The organism is Cognatundibacterium squillarum, assembly GCF_014652435.1.
Lineage (GTDB): Bacteria > Pseudomonadota > Gammaproteobacteria > Burkholderiales > Burkholderiaceae_D > Undibacterium > Undibacterium squillarum.
Window position 1 is genome coordinate 569,631 of the sequence record NZ_BMYU01000002.1, and the last position, 19,291, is coordinate 588,921.

20 protein-coding genes are annotated in these 19,291 nt (G+C 52.6%); 9 read left to right on the forward strand and 11 right to left on the reverse strand.

Annotation, left to right across the window (positions count from 1 at the left end; genetic code table 11):
• Positions 1-2: 2 nt before the first annotated feature.
• The 4 genes from IE092_RS06745 to IE092_RS06760 are packed head-to-tail and all read left to right on the forward strand — an operon-like array spanning position 3 to position 4,023.
• Complete coding sequence (locus IE092_RS06745) at positions 3-968, forward strand: NAD-dependent epimerase/dehydratase family protein (RefSeq protein ID WP_189356261.1); 966 nt, start codon at positions 3-5, stop codon at positions 966-968.
• Positions 944-2,143, forward strand: coding sequence for a glycosyltransferase (locus IE092_RS06750; protein ID WP_229793066.1), 1,200 nt, complete (start codon positions 944-946; stop codon positions 2,141-2,143). The genes IE092_RS06745 and IE092_RS06750 overlap by 25 nt, the downstream gene beginning before the upstream one ends.
• Positions 2,144-2,165: 22 nt before the next feature.
• Entirely contained in the window at positions 2,166-2,765 is a 600-nt protein-coding gene (locus IE092_RS06755; protein ID WP_189356263.1) for a hypothetical protein, read from the forward strand.
• Complete coding sequence (locus IE092_RS06760; protein WP_229793067.1) at positions 2,743-4,023, forward strand: glycosyltransferase; 1,281 nt, start codon at positions 2,743-2,745, stop codon at positions 4,021-4,023. The genes IE092_RS06755 and IE092_RS06760 overlap by 23 nt, the downstream gene beginning before the upstream one ends.
• Before the next feature lie 278 nt (positions 4,024-4,301).
• Here IE092_RS06760 and infA read toward each other — a convergent pair whose 3' ends face one another.
• A complete protein-coding gene (gene infA, locus IE092_RS06765) occupies positions 4,302-4,562 on the reverse strand; it encodes a translation initiation factor IF-1 (protein WP_189356264.1) in 261 nt (86 codons plus the stop codon).
• 289 nt (positions 4,563-4,851) lie between these two features.
• The gene (locus tag IE092_RS06770) at positions 4,852-5,064 is read right to left on the reverse strand and encodes a cold-shock protein (protein WP_189356265.1); all 213 of its coding nucleotides are present in this window, start codon (positions 5,062-5,064) and stop codon (positions 4,852-4,854) included.
• Positions 5,065-5,839: 775 nt separating this feature from the next.
• On the opposite strand from IE092_RS06770, the gene hmpA reads away from it, so the two are divergent.
• Positions 5,840-7,012, forward strand: coding sequence for an NO-inducible flavohemoprotein (hmpA, locus tag IE092_RS06775; protein WP_189356266.1), 1,173 nt, complete (start codon positions 5,840-5,842; stop codon positions 7,010-7,012).
• Positions 7,013-7,379: 367 nt separating this feature from the next.
• Positions 7,380-8,318, forward strand: a complete 939-nt coding sequence (locus IE092_RS06780) for a CAP domain-containing protein (protein WP_189356267.1) — start codon at positions 7,380-7,382, stop codon at positions 8,316-8,318.
• Positions 8,319-8,380: 62 nt separating this feature from the next.
• On the opposite strand, the gene IE092_RS06785 is transcribed toward IE092_RS06780, so the two are convergent.
• The gene (locus IE092_RS06785) at positions 8,381-9,283 is read right to left on the reverse strand and encodes an HD-GYP domain-containing protein (protein WP_189356268.1); all 903 of its coding nucleotides are present in this window, start codon (positions 9,281-9,283) and stop codon (positions 8,381-8,383) included.
• Between the two features lie 95 nt (positions 9,284-9,378).
• Positions 9,379-9,603 carry a hypothetical protein gene (locus tag IE092_RS06790; RefSeq protein WP_189356269.1) on the reverse strand — a complete coding sequence of 75 codons (225 nt, stop codon included), beginning with the start codon at positions 9,601-9,603 and terminating at the stop codon, positions 9,379-9,381.
• Positions 9,604-9,643: 40 nt separating this feature from the next.
• Between IE092_RS06790 and IE092_RS06795 the strand changes: the two genes are divergently transcribed.
• Positions 9,644-10,129, forward strand: coding sequence for a cache domain-containing protein (locus tag IE092_RS06795; RefSeq protein ID WP_229793068.1), 486 nt, complete (start codon positions 9,644-9,646; stop codon positions 10,127-10,129).
• 338 nt (positions 10,130-10,467) lie between these two features.
• Positions 10,468-11,466 (forward strand): threonine ammonia-lyase, encoded by a 999-nt coding sequence (locus IE092_RS06800; RefSeq protein ID WP_189356270.1) that lies wholly within the window; start codon positions 10,468-10,470, stop codon positions 11,464-11,466.
• Positions 11,467-11,691: 225 nt separating this feature from the next.
• On the opposite strand, the gene IE092_RS06805 is transcribed toward IE092_RS06800, so the two are convergent.
• The 7 genes from IE092_RS06805 to IE092_RS06835 form a co-directional block, all read right to left on the reverse strand.
• Positions 11,692-12,531, reverse strand: coding sequence for a substrate-binding periplasmic protein (locus IE092_RS06805; RefSeq protein WP_189356271.1), 840 nt, complete (start codon positions 12,529-12,531; stop codon positions 11,692-11,694).
• A gap of 154 nt (positions 12,532-12,685) precedes the next feature.
• Positions 12,686-14,950: a putative bifunctional diguanylate cyclase/phosphodiesterase gene (locus tag IE092_RS06810; protein WP_189356272.1), complete on the reverse strand. Its 2,265-nt coding sequence runs from the start codon at positions 14,948-14,950 to the stop codon at positions 12,686-12,688.
• 195 nt (positions 14,951-15,145) lie between these two features.
• Positions 15,146-15,337, reverse strand: a complete 192-nt coding sequence (locus IE092_RS06815; protein WP_189356273.1) for a hypothetical protein — start codon at positions 15,335-15,337, stop codon at positions 15,146-15,148.
• A gap of 88 nt (positions 15,338-15,425) precedes the next feature.
• On the reverse strand, positions 15,426-15,860 hold the full coding sequence (locus tag IE092_RS06820) for a GyrI-like domain-containing protein (RefSeq protein WP_189356274.1): 435 nt from the start codon (positions 15,858-15,860) through the stop codon (positions 15,426-15,428).
• An 11-nt stretch (positions 15,861-15,871) separates the two neighbouring features.
• A complete protein-coding gene (locus tag IE092_RS06825) occupies positions 15,872-16,750 on the reverse strand; it encodes an AraC family transcriptional regulator (protein ID WP_189356275.1) in 879 nt (292 codons plus the stop codon).
• Between the two features lie 129 nt (positions 16,751-16,879).
• Positions 16,880-17,716 (reverse strand): S-formylglutathione hydrolase, encoded by an 837-nt coding sequence (fghA, locus tag IE092_RS06830; protein ID WP_189356276.1) that lies wholly within the window; start codon positions 17,714-17,716, stop codon positions 16,880-16,882.
• 12 nt (positions 17,717-17,728) lie between these two features.
• Positions 17,729-18,838 carry an S-(hydroxymethyl)glutathione dehydrogenase/class III alcohol dehydrogenase gene (locus IE092_RS06835; protein ID WP_189356353.1) on the reverse strand — a complete coding sequence of 370 codons (1,110 nt, stop codon included), beginning with the start codon at positions 18,836-18,838 and terminating at the stop codon, positions 17,729-17,731.
• Between the two features lies 1 nt (position 18,839).
• Between IE092_RS06835 and IE092_RS06840 the strand changes: the two genes are divergently transcribed.
• Positions 18,840-19,034 (forward strand): hypothetical protein, encoded by a 195-nt coding sequence (locus IE092_RS06840; RefSeq protein ID WP_189356277.1) that lies wholly within the window; start codon positions 18,840-18,842, stop codon positions 19,032-19,034.
• Positions 19,035-19,291 lie beyond the last annotated feature (257 nt).

Consider the following 19,291-nt stretch of genomic DNA (forward strand, 5'->3'; position numbering starts at 1 on the left):
TTGTGAAAACACTGCTGGTCACCGGAGCTTCCGGTTTTGTCGGTTCTTCGTTTATGCGCCGGTTTGCGGCACGTCAGGATTTGTCCCTGCACGGCATAGGCCGACGGTTGGATGCGGGATTACCCTCACAAGTTGTTTACCACCCGCTGGATCTGAGCCAGCCGTTTGATCTGCCCCTATGTCCGGATGTTGTGATCCACGCCGCGGCAAGAGCTGCACCGTGGGGAAGCCGTGCTGAATTCGAACGGCAGAATATTGATGCAACCCGTCATGTGATTGAGTTTTGCCGTACCCATGGCAAACCACGACTGATTTATCTGTCATCCAGTTCGGTGTTTTATCAGAACCGGCATCAGACCAATCTGCATGAAGACAGTCCGATCGGACCGGAATTTGTTAATTTATATGCAGAAACCAAGTACGCAGGTGAACTGCTGGTACAGGAATACGAAGGCGAAAAAACTATTCTGCGTCCGCGCGCGGTTTTCGGCCCCGGCGATACCGTCCTGTTTCCGCGTATCCTGCGGGCAGCACGTGAAGGAAAGTTGCCGGTATTTCAGACCACAACTCCGGCCGTGGGTGATCTGATCTATATCGATACGCTTTGCGATTACATCATGCGTGCCTGCGAAGCGGAAAAACTCGCGCCGGCATATAACCTGACGAATGCGGAACCGGTACGCATTACCGATTTCTTATTAAAGGTATTAAGAGAACTGAATTTACCGGAACCGAAACGCAGTATCAGTATCAACACAGCGTGGATGGCGGCGGGCATCATTGAACAGGCTTACCGCTTGCTGCGATTACGTGGTGAGCCACCTGTCACCCGCTTTGGAGTCAGCGTGTTTGCTTATTCCAAAACCTTTAATCCTTCCCGCACAATCAGTGATCTGGGTCTGCCCTCAGTTTCCGTCAGCGAAGGATTACGCCGCTTCATTGCGTGGCAAAAGGACCAGCCATGCTGATCGGCATCATCATCCTTTGTGCTCTGCTGTATCTGAGTTTGCTCGGCTTCAAAACCATGTATGCACTGATCGCGCTGGCAAACATGCCGGTAAACCGGGAAACCGGCGTAAAACGCTTCCGTGTTCAGGGTGAAGCTGCGGCGCAGGCGGAGATTACCATTCTCCAGCCCTTACTCAGTGGTGATCCGCGTCTGGCAGAAGTGCTGGCGGCGAATCTGCAAGCCTTGCCGGAGCAGCGTTTTCTGTGGCTGATCGATCGTACCGATCTCGCTGCACAGGAAATCGCCCACCAGTTACGCAATGCGCACCCCGCAGTCCATATGGAAGTGTTGCTGTGCAATGCCGCGCCGGATGGTTTTAATCCGAAAGCATGGAAACTGGCGCTGGCACAGGATCACATTAAAACCCGGTTGTGTCTGGTGCTGGACGATGACGCAATCTTACCGGCTGCCAGCTTACGCGCACTGATACAACATTGTCCGGCGCGCGGCATAGTCACTGCATTACCGCATTATCAGCAGGGGCAGAATTTTCCGTCACAGCTACTGGCACAATTTGTTAACAATAATGCGGTAATGACCTACCTGCCCTTACTGCCATTCACCACGCCGGTTTCGATCAATGGCATGTGCTATGCAATGCGTCGTGAGTTTTTGCTGGCGTGTGGTGGTTTCAAACCGGTGTTGCAGCACTTAACCGATGATCTGGCGATGGCGGATTTGTGCCGTCAGCATCAGGGTGATTTATTGCAGCTGGCAGTGCCAGTCAGTGTACAAACCAGTTTGTCTGACTTGCCACAGTATGCGCGCCAGATGCATCGCTGGATGGTGTTTGCAACCCTGCTGTTGCAACAGCAAACGAAACCGACCGCTGTGCTGATCAGCCTGCTGCAGGGAATTCATCCTTTACTGCTGTGGATGCTGATACTGCTGAGTGTGTTTCAGCCTGCAGGCTGGCTCTTACTATTGCTGGTCCTCATCTTACGCAGTGCTGCCATGATGCTGGTCCAGCAACGCGTAACAGGCAGCATCCGTCACCGCTTTGCTTTGTCTTTGTTGTCCGAATTGCTGCAGCCACTGCATTTGCTGCATGCACTGAAGCAAAGGCGCATTCGCTGGCGTTCGCGGGTATATCAGGTGATTCGTAATAATCAGTTTCATGCCGTCGAATCCTGAAACCCACCGGAGGAAAAATACGATGCAGCACCCTTTACAAATCGCGATGCTGAACGGACGCAGTAATCCGGCTAACTGGGTACTGAGCCCCGCGCAGCAAACATTTTTGCAACAACTGGGCGGTGCAGACCGGCATCTGACCGGAATGAATTTTCCGTATCTGCCGGTAGAAAAAGCGTATCAGCCAACCGCCTTGTTGCGGGCCAGCCTGGCGAATGGCAGGGAATATCTGAATGCCCGTATGCCGTGGTTTCACCGCCGTTACCGTCCTGTTGTACAAGCCTTATTGCAACAGGCTGAGCATACCGTTTTTGTGGCGGGCAGTTGCGGTCTGGAACTGTTGAATTGCTTGCAGTTAGCGCCGTCGGATCTGGAAAAGATTTCCGTCTTTGCTTACGGGCCAGTGGCCAGAGCGCATCCGGCCTGCCACAGCCTGCTGGTTCAGGGACGCGCAGACTGGATTTCGCAGCGATGGTTTGCAGACGCCGATATTGTGGTGGATGCGGACCATCTGAACTATCTGCAACAGGATGAGGTATTACAGCACTGCCGTCAGTTTATCGACCGGATTGCTGCCGGACTGCACAAGGAGCCGCGCTATGCCAGCTGCAACGCTGCCTGAAACACATTCGCGCACCACGGGCTACAGCGCAAGCGATACGCCGGATAATCTGCTGAACTTGCTGCAGGCACTGATGGCAACAAAAGGAAAACAATCCCTGCGCATCGACTTTCTGGCACCACCGTTTGCCGGACATTTGCACCCTGTGCTGGCACTGGCGCGCGCTGCCGCAACCCGCCATCAGGTCAGGGTGATCAGCACAGCGGCGGCACAGTCAGCAATTCTTCAGGCCGACTTGCCGGCGCATTGCATACTGCAGGAGGGCGATGCCGACCAGATACTCGATCAGATTGCCAATCCCGGCGGCGCGGTACGCAGTAATCCGCTCGCACTGTGGCGACAATTCCGTGCTGCGCTCAGGCTGTTTCGTGCGTTTCGCGCAGCGCTGGATCATCACTACCGCACTCAGCAGAAACCGGATCTGATCATTGCCGACTTTACCTTGCCACTGGCTGGCATCGTCGCACAGCAGCACCGGATCAGCTGGTGGACCAGTATGCCATCGCCTTGTGTAATCGAAACTTCTGACGGGCCACCGGCCTATTGCGGCGGTCTGAAACCGGCAAAGAATCACTGGCAAGCTGCCAGCCAGTGGCTGCACCGGAAAAAAGTCCGCAGCTTTAAACGCGCAGTATTTGCGCTGTGTTATCCCTTGTTACGCGATCTGGGGGTCAGCGCTTTGTATCGTGCAGACGGCAGCGAAGCAGCGTATTCGCCGGATTGCATCCTTGCACTGGCCGATCCGGCGCTGGAATTTCCGCGTCAATGGCCGCAAGCACTGCAATTTATCGGACCAGCACTTTACACCCCGCCACTGCCAGCACCTGAGCCCGAATTTGACGCGCAGCGTCCTGCTATTCTGATTACGCTGGGAACGCATTTACACTGGCAGAAAGATGCAGTTGTTGCGGCGCTCAGCGCACTGGCGGCAATCTGCCCGGAATGGGATTTTCATTTTTCCGATGGACGTCACGATCAGCAACACCAGCAATTACGCAGCAATCTGCATCGCTACAGCTATATTTCGTATCAGCGTCATCTGGCAAAGTACGCAGCAGTGATTCATCACGGTGGTGCGGGGATTATGTATCACTGCCTGCAACACCGGATTCCGGCGCTGGTCTGGCCGCAGGATTTTGACCAGTTTGATCACGCCGCCCGTCTTGAGGCCGCGGGCAAAGCCGTGTGGCTGCGCAATGGCCTGCAGGATACCCGCTCACTGCGTAACTTACTGACAAATTGCCTGAGCCGGAATTGAAGCACTTTTGCCGGCCAATCTCTCAGTTCCGGAAGAAGATACTCTGTCGGCCGCCAAATGCCCGCCCAAGCCCGTTTTTTGATCCAAATGCGGCATTCAGCACAGCAATCCGACGCTCGTCGGCAGAAAGTCCGGCTCTCCGGAAATCGCGAATGCGGTTTCTTGCATAATGACTGCGCGGAAAGGCCCACAAACACCCGTAAAAAAACCGGCCTGTCAGCAAGCCGGTTTTTTTTAGTACTGCACTGATATTTTGTAATTTGCGGAATCAGCAAACATCAGTGATGGCGACGCTGTGCCGGTGGCGGACCGCTGCGGGTCGCGAGGTGGCGGAAGATAATCCGGCCTTTACTGAAATCGTAAGGCGATAATTCTACGGTGACCTTATCACCTGCCAGAATACGGATATTGTGCTTGCGCATTTTGCCACCGGTGTAGGCAATGATTTCGTGGCCGTTATCGAGCACAACGCGAAACCGCAGATCCGGCAGAATTTCACCGACGCTGCCCATCATTTCAATCAATTCTTCTTTCGCCATGGCATTTCCCTTCCTTGCTGGCAAGCAGCTGATGATGCAGTTGAACAACCTGAGTGAACAGAGAATAAAAAAAGCCCGCCGGAGCGAGCTTCCATTCACTGTCGATCACGACGCCCGGTACCCATGCTATCTGCGTGGTGTAACGGGAACCTGTTTCCGGAGACCAGTGCTATCTGCAAAGTGCCTTCCGGACAAGTAACGATCGTGAAACTTGCTGATACCAGCGACGCTGGTATCGTTTGATGAATGTGGTCAATAGCCTGCACTAAGATGGTGAGGCGAAAGAATATTACAGAGGACGAATGTTGCTGGCTTTGTCGCCTTTAGGGCCAGTTGCACGTTCGAACGATACGCGCTGGTTTTCAGTCAGCGTTTTGAAACCTGTTGTCTGGATGTCGCCAAAGTGGGCAAACAAATCTGCACCGCCGTTATCAGGAGCGATAAAGCCAAAGCCTTTGGATTCGTTGAACCATTTCACTGTACCTGTTTGTTGATTACTCATGTTACTTCCTTTTTGAAATTGAAAATGGGCTGCGCCCGGTTGGCACCGGAGATCAAGAAAAAAGTAACTGAAAGGAATTCAAACAGTGCTGCAATTTGTAATGCAGTAGAGGAAAGAGACCGACAAAGACTACGACTTGATGCAAGTGCTGAAACGAATAGTACCGCACAAAACCGGGTTCACCTAACTTTATTTAAAAAATTTTTGAATTAATGTTTATGCGGCAACTATTTTTCACTTTCATCAGCGCATTCCGCTCTAATAATAGAAAACTTCAGATATTAATATTTTCTTGAATTTATAAAATGTTATATTTTAAAAATTAAGTTACCATTAAAAAGTCATGCTTTCATTAAACGCATGATCCCCACTTCCCGCCTTTACTGAAATCAATCCCACCCCTCGCGTTTCCGGTCAAAAGAAATTTTACATCCTTAAAGCTGCCTTTTGTTTGCATGTTTTATTTTTTGCAGATAGAATGTGCTCAATTCAATGGCTTAAAAGTGACTCCGGCATCAACCATCCAACGGCGCGCGCGGGTGGGGTGCAAGTCACGCTCTTCGTTGCCGGGACTGTGAAATCCTGAAGGGATTGCAAAAGTTTGCAGCAATGTGGCGGGAAGCCATTGAATGAAGACAACATTGTCCTGTCTCTGTTTCCGCAGAATCGGATTTGTGAATCAAGGCGTAGGCGCCTGATCACGCCGGTGATCTGTCAGCTTTTTCTGACGTGCGGCATCAGATGACGATTATTTGCCAGACTTAAAGGAATGAACATGCTATCCCTGGAACACCGCGCCATTATTACCGCCACCGTCCCTATCCTTCAGCAAAGCGGCGAGACGCTGACCCGTCATTTTTATAAAAAATTATTCAGTGAGTACCCGCAGGTTTTACCGTTTTTCAATCAGGCTCATCAGCATTCCGGGACACAGCAGCGTGCGCTGGCTAACAGCATTCTGATGTACGCCGCCAATATCGAACGGCTCGAAACACTGGGTCCTCTGGTGAAAGGCATTGTGCACAAACATGCTGCCTTACAAATCCAGCCTGAGCATTATCCTATGGTCGGTGCCGCGCTCCTCGGAGCCATCCGCGAAGTGCTGGGCGAAGAAGTCGCTACCGATGCCGTTATTGCAGCATGGGGGGCGGCCTATGGTCAGCTGGCAGAAATTCTGACTGGCGCCGAGCAGGAAATTTATGCAAAGAATGCACAGGCACGGGGTGGCTGGCGAGGAGAACGCGCATTTCAGGTGGTCAGCAAAACTGTGGAGAGCGAGGAAATTACCTCGTTTGTGCTGGCTCCGGCGGATGGTGCCGAAGTCATGGACTTCCTGCCAGGGCAATACATCACCGTACTGGTCGATATTCAGGGCGAACAAGCGCGTCGTCAGTATTCTTTGTCGGACAGCAGTAACGGCCGCACTTACCGGATCAGCGTGAAACGTGAAACCGGCGGCAAGGTGTCAAATTATCTGCATGATCAGATTGAAGTCGGCAGTCAGCTCAGTCTGTTTCCACCGGCCGGAGCATTTACACTCACTGAAAGCGAGAAACCTCTGGTGCTGATCAGCGGTGGTGTCGGTATCACCCCGACGCTGTCTATGTTAAACGCAGCATTGCAAACCCGGCGGCCTGTGCATTTTATTCATGCAGCCCGACATGCTGGCGTTCATGCTTTCCGTTCACACATTGATGCATTAGCAGCAGCACATCCGCAAATGCAGCGCTACTATGTGTATGAACAGGGTACAGAGGGTGCCGATGCAACCGGCTTTCTGACACAGAAACATCTGGAACAATGGATTCCGGCCTCACGTGATGTCGATGCGTATTTTCTCGGCCCTCTGCCATTTATGAAAGCAGTGAAATCCCATTTACGTAAAATCGGCGTACCGGAAGCACAAAGCCATTACGAATTTTTCGGACCGGCTGAAGCCCTGCAGTAAAGGGGCTTAAATCAAGCCGGCACTGTATGTAGCCAGGCAGGTGCCGGCTTATTCCGATATCCTTTGAAGCGGACAACTGCGTAGCAATTGTTCTGTTTATTCCGCTCGGGTGATTCATGCAGCGATTCTCCTGCATGTTAAACAAAAGCTGAAGTTGCTTCTGAATTAAATACCTGCGGGAATCACAAAAAGCAGAGTGCTTTGCGAATTGGCAATATTGCGTAAAATGTCATTTTTAAATATTTTCTGTTTCAGAAAAAATGAAACAGTTCATCTGAAAATGAAACGCAATCAAATTTGCATTGCATTTCTCGCACTGATATCCGCTTTAACCGCCTGCAACAGCTACCGTCATGCGGGTACATGTATGAACAATGCCACCGACTATCCACATTGCACACAACTGCCTTTGCAAGAGTATGTGCCAGAGCCGGATTACCTGCCGCTTTCGCCGGAGCTGCAGGCATTTTATGAACTGAATGCGATTCGCCGTAAACTTGGGCTTGGCTTGCTGGCACAGCATGCGCAACTGGACAATGCTGCACGGAACCATCTGCGTTACATCATCAGGAATTTGCCTGCCGACACCAATGCCTATGGGCATGCTGAGCTGCCCGGCAAACCGGAATTTACCGGAATCGGGCCAACAGAGCGTGCGCAATTTGCCGGTTACCCCGGCACTGCAGGCGAAAATCTCGGTGGAGCCAATGCGGCATTTCATTTATCACCTGCTTTTAACTTCCTGAATACAATCAGCCATGCTCGCCTGATGCTCGACCAGTGTGCAACAAACATCGGTATCGGTTATGCGGCGATCAGTGATCGTGGTAATCAGCTCGATCCACTGGTGCTGAACTTTGGAAATTTATTCAGTGGTGCAGGCCATACGATATGTCAGAAAAACAGCGAACGTTTTTACTTCCACTATCCCTATGATGGCCAGATCAATGTTCCGCTGTCTATGACACCGGAAGACCCGAATCCTGTTCCGGATTTACCCAAAGATACTGCGGGTCATGATGACTGGATGCGTGGCACATCCGCTGTGGTGATTTTCGGATTTGAACGGTCTGCCACAATTGAACAAATTGAGAGCAGCGTCACAGAGATGAGGAGCGGACAGGCGTTGCCTGTGCGTCTTTTCTGGTGGAAAAGCAGTCAGTACCCGAATCCGCATCGCGATAAACACATCGCATATCTGGTCGGCTATCAGCCATTCAAACCAAAGTCATCTTACAAAGTGATGGTCAATGCCGTGGTATCCGGCGCACAGATCAAGAAAGAATTTTCGTTTTCGACCCGGTAAACTCAGTGGCATGCTGCCTGAAATAAGGCGGCATGCCGTACACAAACGTCAACATCCCCGGGTTATTCAACCAGCAATGCCCGTGCAGAGTCCCTGACAAGTTTGCCTATGAGTTCTGTGTCGGCTTCCGGTTCCAGCTGTTTCGGGCTGCCTTTCGCACCGGTTGGGGCGATGCTCAGTGAGCTGCCCTGTGACACCAGCGTATATTCTCCGGTACAGGACGGGCAATACACTTTGTCGCCATGCTGATGTTTTTTCCTCAGTACGATTACCGGGCCGCACTGCAGGCATTCACGCAAAGGAATACCTTCGTCACTGTGGGCAACAATATGATCAAACTTCGCCTGTCTGCCCATACTGACGAACAGTTCGCCAAACTTTTGATCGAATTGCCTGCCCAGATTGTCTTCAATGATGCTTAAGGCTTTTTCTACCGGCATTCCGCGCCGGTAAGGGCGGGTGCTGGTCATCGCATCAAACGCGTCGCAAATCCCGACGATACGGGCGTCGACCGGTACCTGTTCGCCGGCAAGGCCGCGCGGATAGCCTTTTCCATCTGGCGTCTCATGATGTGCCCTGACCGCGGCTTCTGCCAGTTCTGCCAGCGGATGACCTGCCAGCATACGCCAGCCGACTTCCGGATGGGTTCTTATCACGTCATATTCTTCATCGGTCAGACGGTCTCTCTTGCCCAGAATATGATCGGGAATACTGATCTTGCCCAGATCATGTAAAAAACCACCAACCAGGATGCGCGCGACATCCTGCTTTGCCAGTCCGGCCTCCTGCGCCAGCAAGCGGGAAAACTGCGAAACCCGCCACAAATGTCCGCCTGTATAGGCATCACGTGCTTCCACCATCCATGCCATCACCAGCAGGCTGGTCAGTAAGTCTTCATGATGGCGAAGACGATTTTCCGGTTCTGCACCGCCAAGTAATTTGGCAACTGTACTTAATAGACTCATCCGCGCCTCGGTATCTTTGAAAAATAAAGTTAGTGTTTCACGGAACTAGAAATTCAGCTCGCATGCGATGGTTCAGTGTAGCTGAAATTGATACATCATTTTGAAAGGTTCAAAAAATTTCTCCGCCATTGCGCAACTTCAGCGAAGGCTGCGCAAACTGGGAAATGCTGTATTTCTGACGCTTCTGCTCTGCCATTTTTATGAAAAATAAACAATGAATTATCCTGATAAAGAATCAACGATTCCTGAAATATTGTTAATTTCCTGTTTACAAGTGATTCATGTGCTAAAACCTTAAACAACGGTTCGACAGCAGTCATCGTGTAATTTTTTATACAACAAAATCATAGGTGAACAGGAATGAATCAGAAAACCATCAAGATGGCGGTCATCATTGCGAGTGTAATGATGTCAGGTATGCATCTGTCCGCATCAGCATCCGACCACGGCAGCGAAGCCGAAGCAGTAAAAATGGTCAAAGATGCGGTTGCACTGGTTAAGTCGGCTGGCCCGGAAAAAGCTTACAAATCATTCACCGATCATCCGGACAACAGCTTTAAATTAAAAGATTTATATGTTTTCGTCTATGACTTTGACGGAAATTGCCTGGCTCAGGGCGCCAATCCTAAGATGGTCGGAAAAAATCTGCTGGCGATGCGGGATGTGGATGGTAATACCTTTATCAAAGGCATGATCGATATGGTTAAAGCCTCGTCAAAAGGCTGGTATGGCCCCTACAAATTCAATAACCCGGCAACCCAGTCCTATGAATTAAAAAAATCCTACTGCGAACGCGGTGCCGGTGACACCATGATTTGCACCGGCATTTATTCCGGAAAAGGCTGAATAGGAGTCAGTAAGGTTTAAAGGCGGGTATTATCCATTACCCGCTTTCCTGCGTCCTGATCGCTGCAGAGATATCACACAGGGCAATCGCCGCAACGAGCTTTCCTCACAATACAGCCCGCTCCCACGATCATCGGTGCAACGCCGAAGCATTGACAGATCCATCGGACTGACACTTCCTCCGCAAGCCCGGCAGCGACAGGCGGGCTGCGCCACCCCGACGCATGTTCAAAACCCAGCTGTGATACATTCCTGAAAAGCAACATATCCGCTGCCATCTTCTGCCGCGGCAGAATGCGCAGCGTTTTTTATGACCTACCATCAGGGAGCCCGCCAGTATGTCTGCATATCCGGAGTTATCAACTATTCATGAAACCGCCGCCCGTCTGCATGGCAAGGTGTTGCAAACGCCGGTATGGCAATGGCAGACCGGAATCGTTGCGGAGCAATTACTGCCGCAGACAGAAGTCTGGCTGAAGCTGGAAATGCTGCAAAAGACCGGTACGTTTAAACTGCGCGGTGCGCTGAATTGCATTGAAGTGCTGGATGCGGAAGCAAAGGCCCGGGGCGTGGTTGCAGTCAGCGCGGGAAATCACGCGATTGCAGTGGCGTATGCATCTGCTGTGGCCGGTACTCATGCCAAAGTGGTGATGCTGGAAAAATCCAGCCCGGCACGCATTGCGGCCTGCAAAGCGTCCGGAGCCGAAATATTACTTGCACCGGATATTCATCAGGCGTTTGCGTGGGCGAAGCAGATTGCAGAAGATGAGTCCCGTACGATGATTCATCCGTTTGAAGGACCGCTGACAGCGCTCGGTACAGCAACAGTCGGACTGGAACTGATGCAGCAAGTTCCGCAGCTGGATGCGGTACTCGTACCGATTGGCGGCGGCGGGCTGTGCGCTGGTATTGCTGCGGCGGTCAAACAAATCAATCCGGCCTGTGCTGTCTACGGTATCGAACCGGAAGGCGCTAATTCGATGTCGCGCAGCCTGCAAGCCGGCCAGCCGGAAAAGCTGGAAAGTGTCAGCACGGTAGCAGACAGCCTCGGTGCTCCGTTCGCCCTGCCTTACAGTTTTGGTGTATGTCAGCGCTTTGTGGATGAAGTGGTCACGGTCAGTGATGATGAACTTTGCCGCGCCATGTACTACCTGTTCCGTGACATGAAACTGGTGACAGAACCGGCAACCGCAGCCAGTACCGCGGCACTGCTCGGGCCATTGAAAGCAAGGCTGAACGGGAAAAAAGTCGGGCTGATCGTCTGCGGTGCCAATATTGACGCCGGCCGCTACAGCGAATTACTGGCGCGCGGACAAACACTGGCAGAAAAGTCCTGAAATGCAGACTGAGTGGCCTGTACTTACTGCAGGCCACTCAGGGAAGTGTCATCAGCAAACGCCGGATTTTGCATTTTGGCCTGCTTTTGACCTGATTTTTGCCTGTTTTTGACTGAAATGCGGTGTTCTGCACAGCTATGCGGCGGTCGTCGGCAGAAAGTCCGGCTCTCCGGAAATCACGAATGACGATCTCTGCACAAACGCCCGCTGTTGCGGGCTGTGAATTCACTGTGCCGTCAGCCCTTTGCGGTTAACTTCCGCAGGCACTGGCTCGTTAGGAAACCATTTCTGGTGAATTTTTCGGAAGCTGCCATCTTTTTTCATTTGTATCAGTGCATCTTCCCATTGCCGTATTTGCGCAAGCGGGGTTTTGGCAGAAAATGCCAGATACAGATCCAGACTTTCCAGCACCATGACAGGCTCAACATCATTTGCGCTGTAACCGATCTCTTTCAGCACCGATGAAACAACCACGCTGCCTTCCGACCATAAATCAAACCGTCCGGACATCAGCATTTTTGCCACCACCTGAGGCGTAGCCGCCAGATCCAGCGTCTGAAAACCTTTGCGGGTGGCGGCATCCGCGAAAATGCTGCCACGATAAGCGCCGACGGAAAGGTGTTTGATATCGTCTTTGAGTGCCAGCAGGCGGGCGGCATTGCCTTTGCGGGTGTACAGCACTGTGCGGGATACGGCGACCGGCCCGATCAACGTCATCTGATGCTCACGTTCTTCTGACCAGCCAACGGTGAAGATCATCACGTTCGGTTCATCGAGCAGCGCTTTGTAGGCGCGGTTCCACGGAACTACCTGAATGCTGTTCTGATTACCAACCCGTCGCTGCAGTTCCTGTACCACTTCCACCGCCATACCATCCGGTTTATCGCCACTCTTAAACGTCACCGGCGGCCAGTCTTCGGTGTAAATTGTCAACTCATTACCGGCATGGGCAGAAAATGGCTGTACAAGAGAAATCATGAACAGGCATTGCAGTAAAGTCGCAGCAAACTGACTGACATTGCGGGAGAAAAACCTTTTTGCACACATCAAGACACTTTGCTTCATGCCGTTCTCCTGTACAGTCCACACATGATTCAAATTAGGCGACAGGGCTATGCTATGCAAGTCTGCTGTGTTAAATGCGGTTACCGCCGATTAGCGCAAATTAGCAAGCCTTGCTGCGCGGAAAACCTGATCCTGACACACCGGCCAGTGTTGCCTAAGAGGTCTGGCGTCCGGTATGGCTGAGCACAAACGCGGGCATATCCTGCGCAGCGATTGGCTTTGAAATCAGATATCCCTGCAGGAAATCACATCCCATCGCGGACAAAGTACGTGCCTGATAAGGCGTTTCCACACCTTCTGCGACCAGTGACATACCGAGTTTTTGCCCCATCATAATGATGGATGACACCAGTTGCTGCAGTTTATCGTTTTCGGTAAGGCGCATGACGAAGGAACGGTCAATTTTCAGTGTATGAATCTGAAACTTGGTCAGATAGCTGAGGGCGGAATATCCGGTACCGAAGTCATCCAGCGAAATGCGGACACCAAGCTGGTTTAATTCATTCAGCGAACGGCGTACGTAATCACCGTCATCAATCAGTACCCTTTCTGTCAGCTCCAGCTCAATCTGCGATGGCTGCAGTCCGTGTTGCTGCAAGACGGATTGCAGTTTTGCCGCAAAGCGGGAATCCTTTAATTGCGCCGCTGAAATATTAATGCTCATCACACAATGCCCGATGGCGAAGCGTGAGTTCCATTCTGCGAACTGCGCACAGGCGGTTGCAATCACCCACTCACCGATCTCCAGTATCAGGTCGCTGTCTTCTGCAATCGGAATAAACTGATCCGGCGGCACTTGTCCCAGCGTTTTACTGGACCAGCGTATCAGCGCCTCAAATTTGCGAATTTCGCCGGACTGCACATCCACAATCGGCTGATACAGCAAATACAGTTCATCCGTGTGCAGTGCATGTCGCAATGCACTGTCCAGTATCGCTTCTCGCGGCAAACCCAGCATTTCCGGAGAGAATGTACGGATCTGGCCCTTACCCGCTTTTTTGGCGTCATACATCGCCAGATACGCATTCTGGATCAGCCCGTCTACATTTGCCTGCAATTCCGGCGCAGACGCAATGCCGATACTCGCTGTCAGATAGTGATGGTGATGCTGCACCGTGAAACCGGCTGCCAGCGAAGCCGCCAGCGCTGCTGCGACATTTTGCGCCAGTGCAGCGGTCTGCGCAGCGGAAATACCGGTAATACCAATTGCAAATTCGTCACCGCCAAAACGGGCCAGAATCGCATGTGCCGGGATATGCTGGTTCAGATCCGCGGCAATCTGTTTCAGTAACTGCTCGGCATACACATGTCCGTAAGAATCATAAACACGCTTGTATTTATCCAGATCCATCAGTATCACAACACTGACATCGCCCGGCTGCGAAGCTACCTGCATCAGCGCACTTAAGGCACGCAGAAAACCGTGACGGTTCAGCAAACCTGTCAGGTCGTCAAAATGCGCCACTTTGTACAGCAAGCCTTCTTTTTCCTTACGCTCGGAAATATCAATCAGCTGCAGTAAATAAAAGCGTTCCTCACGTTCATAGTAAGGCGACACGATCACTTCCAGCGGAATACTGCGGCCATCCGCCGCAGTGACGGTAATTTCATCGGTCAGCGTGCCCGGTGTCTGATTCTCTGTGATTCGCTGCAGGAATGCGCTCAGCGAAGCACCGTGCGGTCGTGCGAACACTTCTGATACATGCTGATCACGTGCTGTGCGGGTATTGCTTTTACCGATCAGACTGGCAGCGCGCTCATTCACCATCTGCACTCTGGCATGCCCGTCAAGAATAATCAGGCCACTGCCAAAACTGTCAATCGTGTATTTATATCTGTCGCGTATGCGTTCAATAACGGCATAAATCAGGCACAACATTGACAGCGTCTTAATCGTGAACGATTCCATAAACCAGAGCGTCATGTTCTCCGGCATCCAGCCCTTCGCTGTCAGCAGATTGATGATGCCGCGTATGACCAGCAGCGTACTGAGCACCGGATAACGCCGCGTAAACTTGACGATCAGAATGCCGCTGACAAGGAAAGTAGCCCCCGTCAACAATGCGGTCGCATGCTGAATAATTGCCGGAAACGCAAAATAGATACCCTGAAGCAGTAACCCAAAGGCAGCAATCGCCAGCATGATTCGACGCGAGATAACGCGCTGTCGAATGAACTTTCCGGTTCCCAATAAAAAACTGCTGACACTGATGGTCAGCAGCAAAGCAGACTCGACTGCTCTGGCACGCGGATCGCTGCCGATAAACAGCAGCGCAGTATTTGCCGTCAGTGCGGCCTGACCTGCGGCCCAGAACAAGGCATGCGATTCCTTGCGCTCATGCAGCCACGGCAGCAATAGCGCAGCGATCAGTACCACGTCCACTGCCAGCGATAACAGGATGAAAGATTGTGTTTCCACGGCAATCAAAAGAATCAGAAAAAACAGAAACCGGCAATCACCAGGATGGCAGCAATGGATCCGGAGCTAATTTGCCGCACAAGATACCAGTTTTCACCGGAACAAGCGCTCAAAACCCCGATATTATCTTACAAAAACCGCATAAAATTTCCCCGTGGAAATTTTTTAATTCACTTTCCCCACAGAGAGTACGGATCAGATTTTAAAGATGGAAACGGTGGCAACTAACTCATGCGACTGCCGCTTTAAGTTCTCTGCGGCGGCAGCACTCTGCTCCACCAGCACTGCATTTTGCTGCGTCACATCATCCATTTCCGTAATCGCAATACCACCTTGTGCCACGCTGTTACTTTGCTCGCTGCTGGCGGCGCTGATTTCAGGACACATTATCGTTAGAACTTTGTGCAGGCAGAATGCAAAAGAAAACACGCATGCGGATGCATTCCGTCATGCGTGTTCTCTGTTAAAACGAATGTCAGGCTGCAGGCGGGAGAATACCGATATAAATCGTTGCAGAATCCGGACCGTGATACACCTCTGCATCACTGCGGTAAGCGCGTGGTTCAGATGCAGGATCAGCAAAATATGCCCACACCGATTGCCAGCCCTGAATCACGGCTTCCGGCATCGCACCCTGCACTTCAAATGCCAGATAATGACCCGCAACGAGTTCCGCTACCGCTTCAGCATTCTGTTGCCGCGCGCTGCCTATGGTCAGCGTGTAATCACCGTTCACATCCGAGGCGTAATCCGAATACACGGCAACAATCTGCGCATCCGGCTGCAGATGCTCTGTCAGATAGCGCTGCCACAAAGCCGGAATATGACCGCCCGGCGCGCTTTCTGTGCGGTTATTGGTACGGACGCTGATGCCGTGTATGGTGATCGCTTCTCTGTATTGTGCTTGCATGATGTCTTCCTTCAGATGTCAGTATCTTTCGATACACGGTTAAGTAACAAATAAATATCTGTTAACAATTCAGCCGGTGCGGTCTGGCGCGGATTATTCAGATATTTTTCAAATGGCGGATAAGCAGCAACTTCGTAGCCGGATGCTGGCAACCACTTTCCGCAAAACCACTGATACACAGGCTGCATTGCGGAATACGGCCCCTGGTAACGCAGAATGGCGTAAGTTCCGGCGGGCAGTTCGCGCATGCTGAACGGGGCTGGCAGCACTTCCTGCCAGTCAGCAGGCACACTCAGTGCCGCATACGATTGCAGCGCCGCTTCTTCGGTAATGGCCGGATCATCCGGATAAATCCCCATCCATTCGGTCTCTGCACCGATCCAGCCGCGCTGACCCGCACAGGCATTCAGTACATCAAATGCCCTGCCGATCTCCATATATGAACCCAGATGTGCTGTCTGTATCAGGCGTTGTGCTGGCAGCTCACACAGACGTACCGGATAGCGGGTGTCGGCGCAGCCAGCGGCAGGCAACGACAGTGCATTGCCGGTTTCACGAAAGCGTGCCGGCGGCAGACCATAAGTCTGAGTGAAAGTGCGGGTGAACGATTGCAGATTCGGATAACCGACCTGTACCGCGATCTGCTTCACCGGCAAATCTGAGCGCAGCAGTAAGGCGGCCGCTTTTTGTAAGCGCAAACGCTTTAAGGTGGCGATCACGCTTTCGCCGTGTATGCCCTGATAAATGCGGTGCCAGTGATACGGTGACATGCAGGCCAGATCCGCCAGCTTTTGCAAATCCAGCGGCTGATCCAGATGTTCATGCAGATACTGCGTGACGCGGATTAAGCGGCGTTCGTAACTTTGCTGCACGGGGCTGAGGCTGGTCATGGTGTTTTATGCATGATGTTCGGATAACATGCAGACTACCACGAAGCTGTTTTACAAATCTTGCGGACTTGCCGGAAGCTGCTGCAGCCCGCACGGGCAGGCTGCAGACGGCAATCAGCCGAATATTACTCAGCGTTGCAAGGCTTGCGCATGATGCGCAATATGCTCACCGATCAGGCTGGCGATGAAGTAATAGCTGTGATCAGCGCCAGGATGCAGACGCAGGGTCAGCGGGTGTCCGGCTGCGTCGCACGCGGCTTGCAAGCGTTGCGGCTGTAGCTGGTTTGCCAGAAAATCATCGGCTTCGCCCTGATCCACCAGTAAAGGCAGGCGTTCGCTAAGGGGGGACTGAATCAGCGCGCAGGCATCATGCGCTGCCCACTGGCTGCGGTCTGCGCCCAGATAAGCGCTGAAGGCTTTTTCGCCCCACGGCACTTGCGACGGTGCCACAATCGGTGAGAATGCCGACACGCTGCGGTAACGCCCCGGATGGCGCAGCGCCAGTGTCAGCGCGCCGTGTCCACCCATCGAATGCCCGCAAATGCTCCGCGCTGCCGTCACCGCAAAATGCTGCTGTATCAGGGCTGGCAATTCCTGCACGATGTAATCTTCCATGCGGAAATGCGCGGCCCACGGTGCTTGCGTGGCATTCAGATAAAAGCCCGCGCCCTGCCCCAGATCGTAAGCCGCATCGTCCGCCACAGCGGCGCCGCGCGGACTGGTATCCGGCGCCACCAGAATAATGCCGTGCTGCGCGGCGTACTGCTGCGCACCCGCTTTGGTGATGAAGTTCTGCTCGTTGCAGGTCAGACCGGACAGCCAGTACAGCACCGGACATGCCTCACCGCGCACCGCTGCCGGTGGCAGATAAATGCCGAACTTCATGTCGCAGGACAATATCTCAGAGCGGTGCTGCCAGACTTCCTGCCAGCCGCCAAAGCTGGCGTGACGTTCTGTACGTTGCATAAACCGCCCCGATCAGTAATGCACCACCGAGCGGATCGACTTGCCTTCATGCATCAGATCGAAGGCTTCATTGATCTCGCTGATCGGCATGGTGTGCGTGACAAACGGTTCCAGCTGGATTTTGCCAGCCATCGCATCTTCCACCATACCCGGCAACTGGCTGCGGCCTTTGACACCGCCGAACGCCGTACCGAGCCAGCGACGACCAGTCACCAGCTGGAACGGACGCGTGGAGATTTCCTGACCCGCACCGGCCACGCCGATAATCACGGATTGGCCCCAGCCACGGTGCGCCGATTCCAGCGCCGCACGCATCACATTCACATTACCGATACATTCAAAGCTGTGATCCACGCCCCAGCCGGTCATTTCCACAATCACTTGCTGAATAGGCTTATCGTAATCTTTTGGATTGATGCAGTCGGTCGCGCCGAATTTACGCGCCAGTTCGAATTTATCCGGATTGGTATCCACCGCAATAATGCGGCCGGCTTTCGCCATTTGTGCGCCCTGCACCACCGCCAGACCGATACCGCCGAGGCCGAACACCGCAACGCTGTCACCTTCCTGCACTTTGGCAGTATTTTTGACTGCGCCCAGACCAGTCGTCACGCCGCAACCCAGCAGACAGACTTGCTCCGGATTCGCATCCGGACTGATTTTTGCCAGCGAGACTTCCGCCACCACGGTGTATTCGCTGAAAGTAGAGCAACCCATGTAGTGATACAGCGGCTGTCCCTGATACGAGAAACGGCTGGTGCCATCCGGCATCACGCCCTTGCCCTGGGTTGCGCGCACAGAAACGCACAAATTGGTTTTGCCGCTCTTACAGAACAGACACTCGCCGCATTCTGCGGTGTACAAAGGAATCACGTGGTCGCCCGGCTTGACACTGGTCACGCCTTCACCCACTTCCACCACAATGCCTGCGCCTTCGTGACCCAGCACCACCGGGAACAAACCTTCCGGATCTTCACCCGACAGCGTAAATGCGTCGGTATGGCAAACGCCGGTATGCGTGATTTTCACCAGCACTTCGCCTTTCTGCGGCGGCGCGACATCAATCTCAACGATTTGCAATGGTTCGCCAGCTTTAAAAGCAACGGCAGCACGGGATTTCAGCATGGTGACTCCTGAAGAAAAAAGAGGAAATAAGAAAGCGGTGACGCTGGCCACAGGCTGCGTCACCGCTGTTCTCCGTCTGCGCTGCGATTACCAAGACCAGCGCAAACCTGATTCCAAAAAGTATAGCAGAACTGGTATCAGCGCTCCGGCCATGCCCCCGTTTCGGCATTTTTACCGTGATTACCGTCATTAACGTGCCTGTCGCTTTGACCGCTTTGGCAGGCTCGGCAGATTGCACGGGCAGTATAGATTTGGCAGATTCTTTCGCTTCAGCATTGCAGTCGGTTTCAAGCCTGTTTAGCCCGTCAGCTGCGCTGGCGACGTCGGGATGCTTACACATGCCAAAATTGCACCAATTTTGTGCAAAATGCGGTATTCAGCACAGCACCCCGTCTGTCGTCGGCAGAAAGTCTGGCTGTCCGTAAATGACGCATGCGGAGTTCTGCACAC

Excerpts from the sequence above, each read along its gene's own strand:
- IE092_RS06755 (WP_189356263.1), top strand. The coding sequence starts at position 2,166 with ATGCAGCACCCTTTACAAATCGCGATGCTGAACGGACGCAGTAATCCG.
- IE092_RS06760 (WP_229793067.1), top strand. The coding sequence starts at position 2,743 with ATGCCAGCTGCAACGCTGCCTGAAACACATTCGCGCACCACGGGCTAC.
- infA (WP_189356264.1), bottom strand. The coding sequence starts at position 4,562 with ATGGCGAAAGAAGAATTGATTGAAATGATGGGCAGCGTCGGTGAAATT.
- IE092_RS06770 (WP_189356265.1), bottom strand. The coding sequence starts at position 5,064 with ATGAGTAATCAACAAACAGGTACAGTGAAATGGTTCAACGAATCCAAA.
- hmpA (WP_189356266.1), top strand. The coding sequence starts at position 5,840 with ATGCTATCCCTGGAACACCGCGCCATTATTACCGCCACCGTCCCTATC.
- IE092_RS06780 (WP_189356267.1), top strand. The coding sequence starts at position 7,380 with ATGAACAATGCCACCGACTATCCACATTGCACACAACTGCCTTTGCAA.
- IE092_RS06785 (WP_189356268.1), bottom strand. The coding sequence starts at position 9,283 with ATGAGTCTATTAAGTACAGTTGCCAAATTACTTGGCGGTGCAGAACCG.
- IE092_RS06790 (WP_189356269.1), bottom strand. The coding sequence starts at position 9,603 with ATGACTGCTGTCGAACCGTTGTTTAAGGTTTTAGCACATGAATCACTT.
- IE092_RS06795 (WP_229793068.1), top strand. The coding sequence starts at position 9,644 with ATGAATCAGAAAACCATCAAGATGGCGGTCATCATTGCGAGTGTAATG.
- IE092_RS06800 (WP_189356270.1), top strand. The coding sequence starts at position 10,468 with ATGTCTGCATATCCGGAGTTATCAACTATTCATGAAACCGCCGCCCGT.
- IE092_RS06805 (WP_189356271.1), bottom strand. The coding sequence starts at position 12,531 with ATGAAGCAAAGTGTCTTGATGTGTGCAAAAAGGTTTTTCTCCCGCAAT.
- IE092_RS06815 (WP_189356273.1), bottom strand. The coding sequence starts at position 15,337 with ATGTGTCCTGAAATCAGCGCCGCCAGCAGCGAGCAAAGTAACAGCGTG.
- IE092_RS06820 (WP_189356274.1), bottom strand. The coding sequence starts at position 15,860 with ATGCAAGCACAATACAGAGAAGCGATCACCATACACGGCATCAGCGTC.
- IE092_RS06825 (WP_189356275.1), bottom strand. The coding sequence starts at position 16,750 with ATGACCAGCCTCAGCCCCGTGCAGCAAAGTTACGAACGCCGCTTAATC.
- fghA (WP_189356276.1), bottom strand. The coding sequence starts at position 17,716 with ATGCAACGTACAGAACGTCACGCCAGCTTTGGCGGCTGGCAGGAAGTC.
- IE092_RS06840 (WP_189356277.1), top strand. The coding sequence starts at position 18,840 with ATGGTGACTCCTGAAGAAAAAAGAGGAAATAAGAAAGCGGTGACGCTG.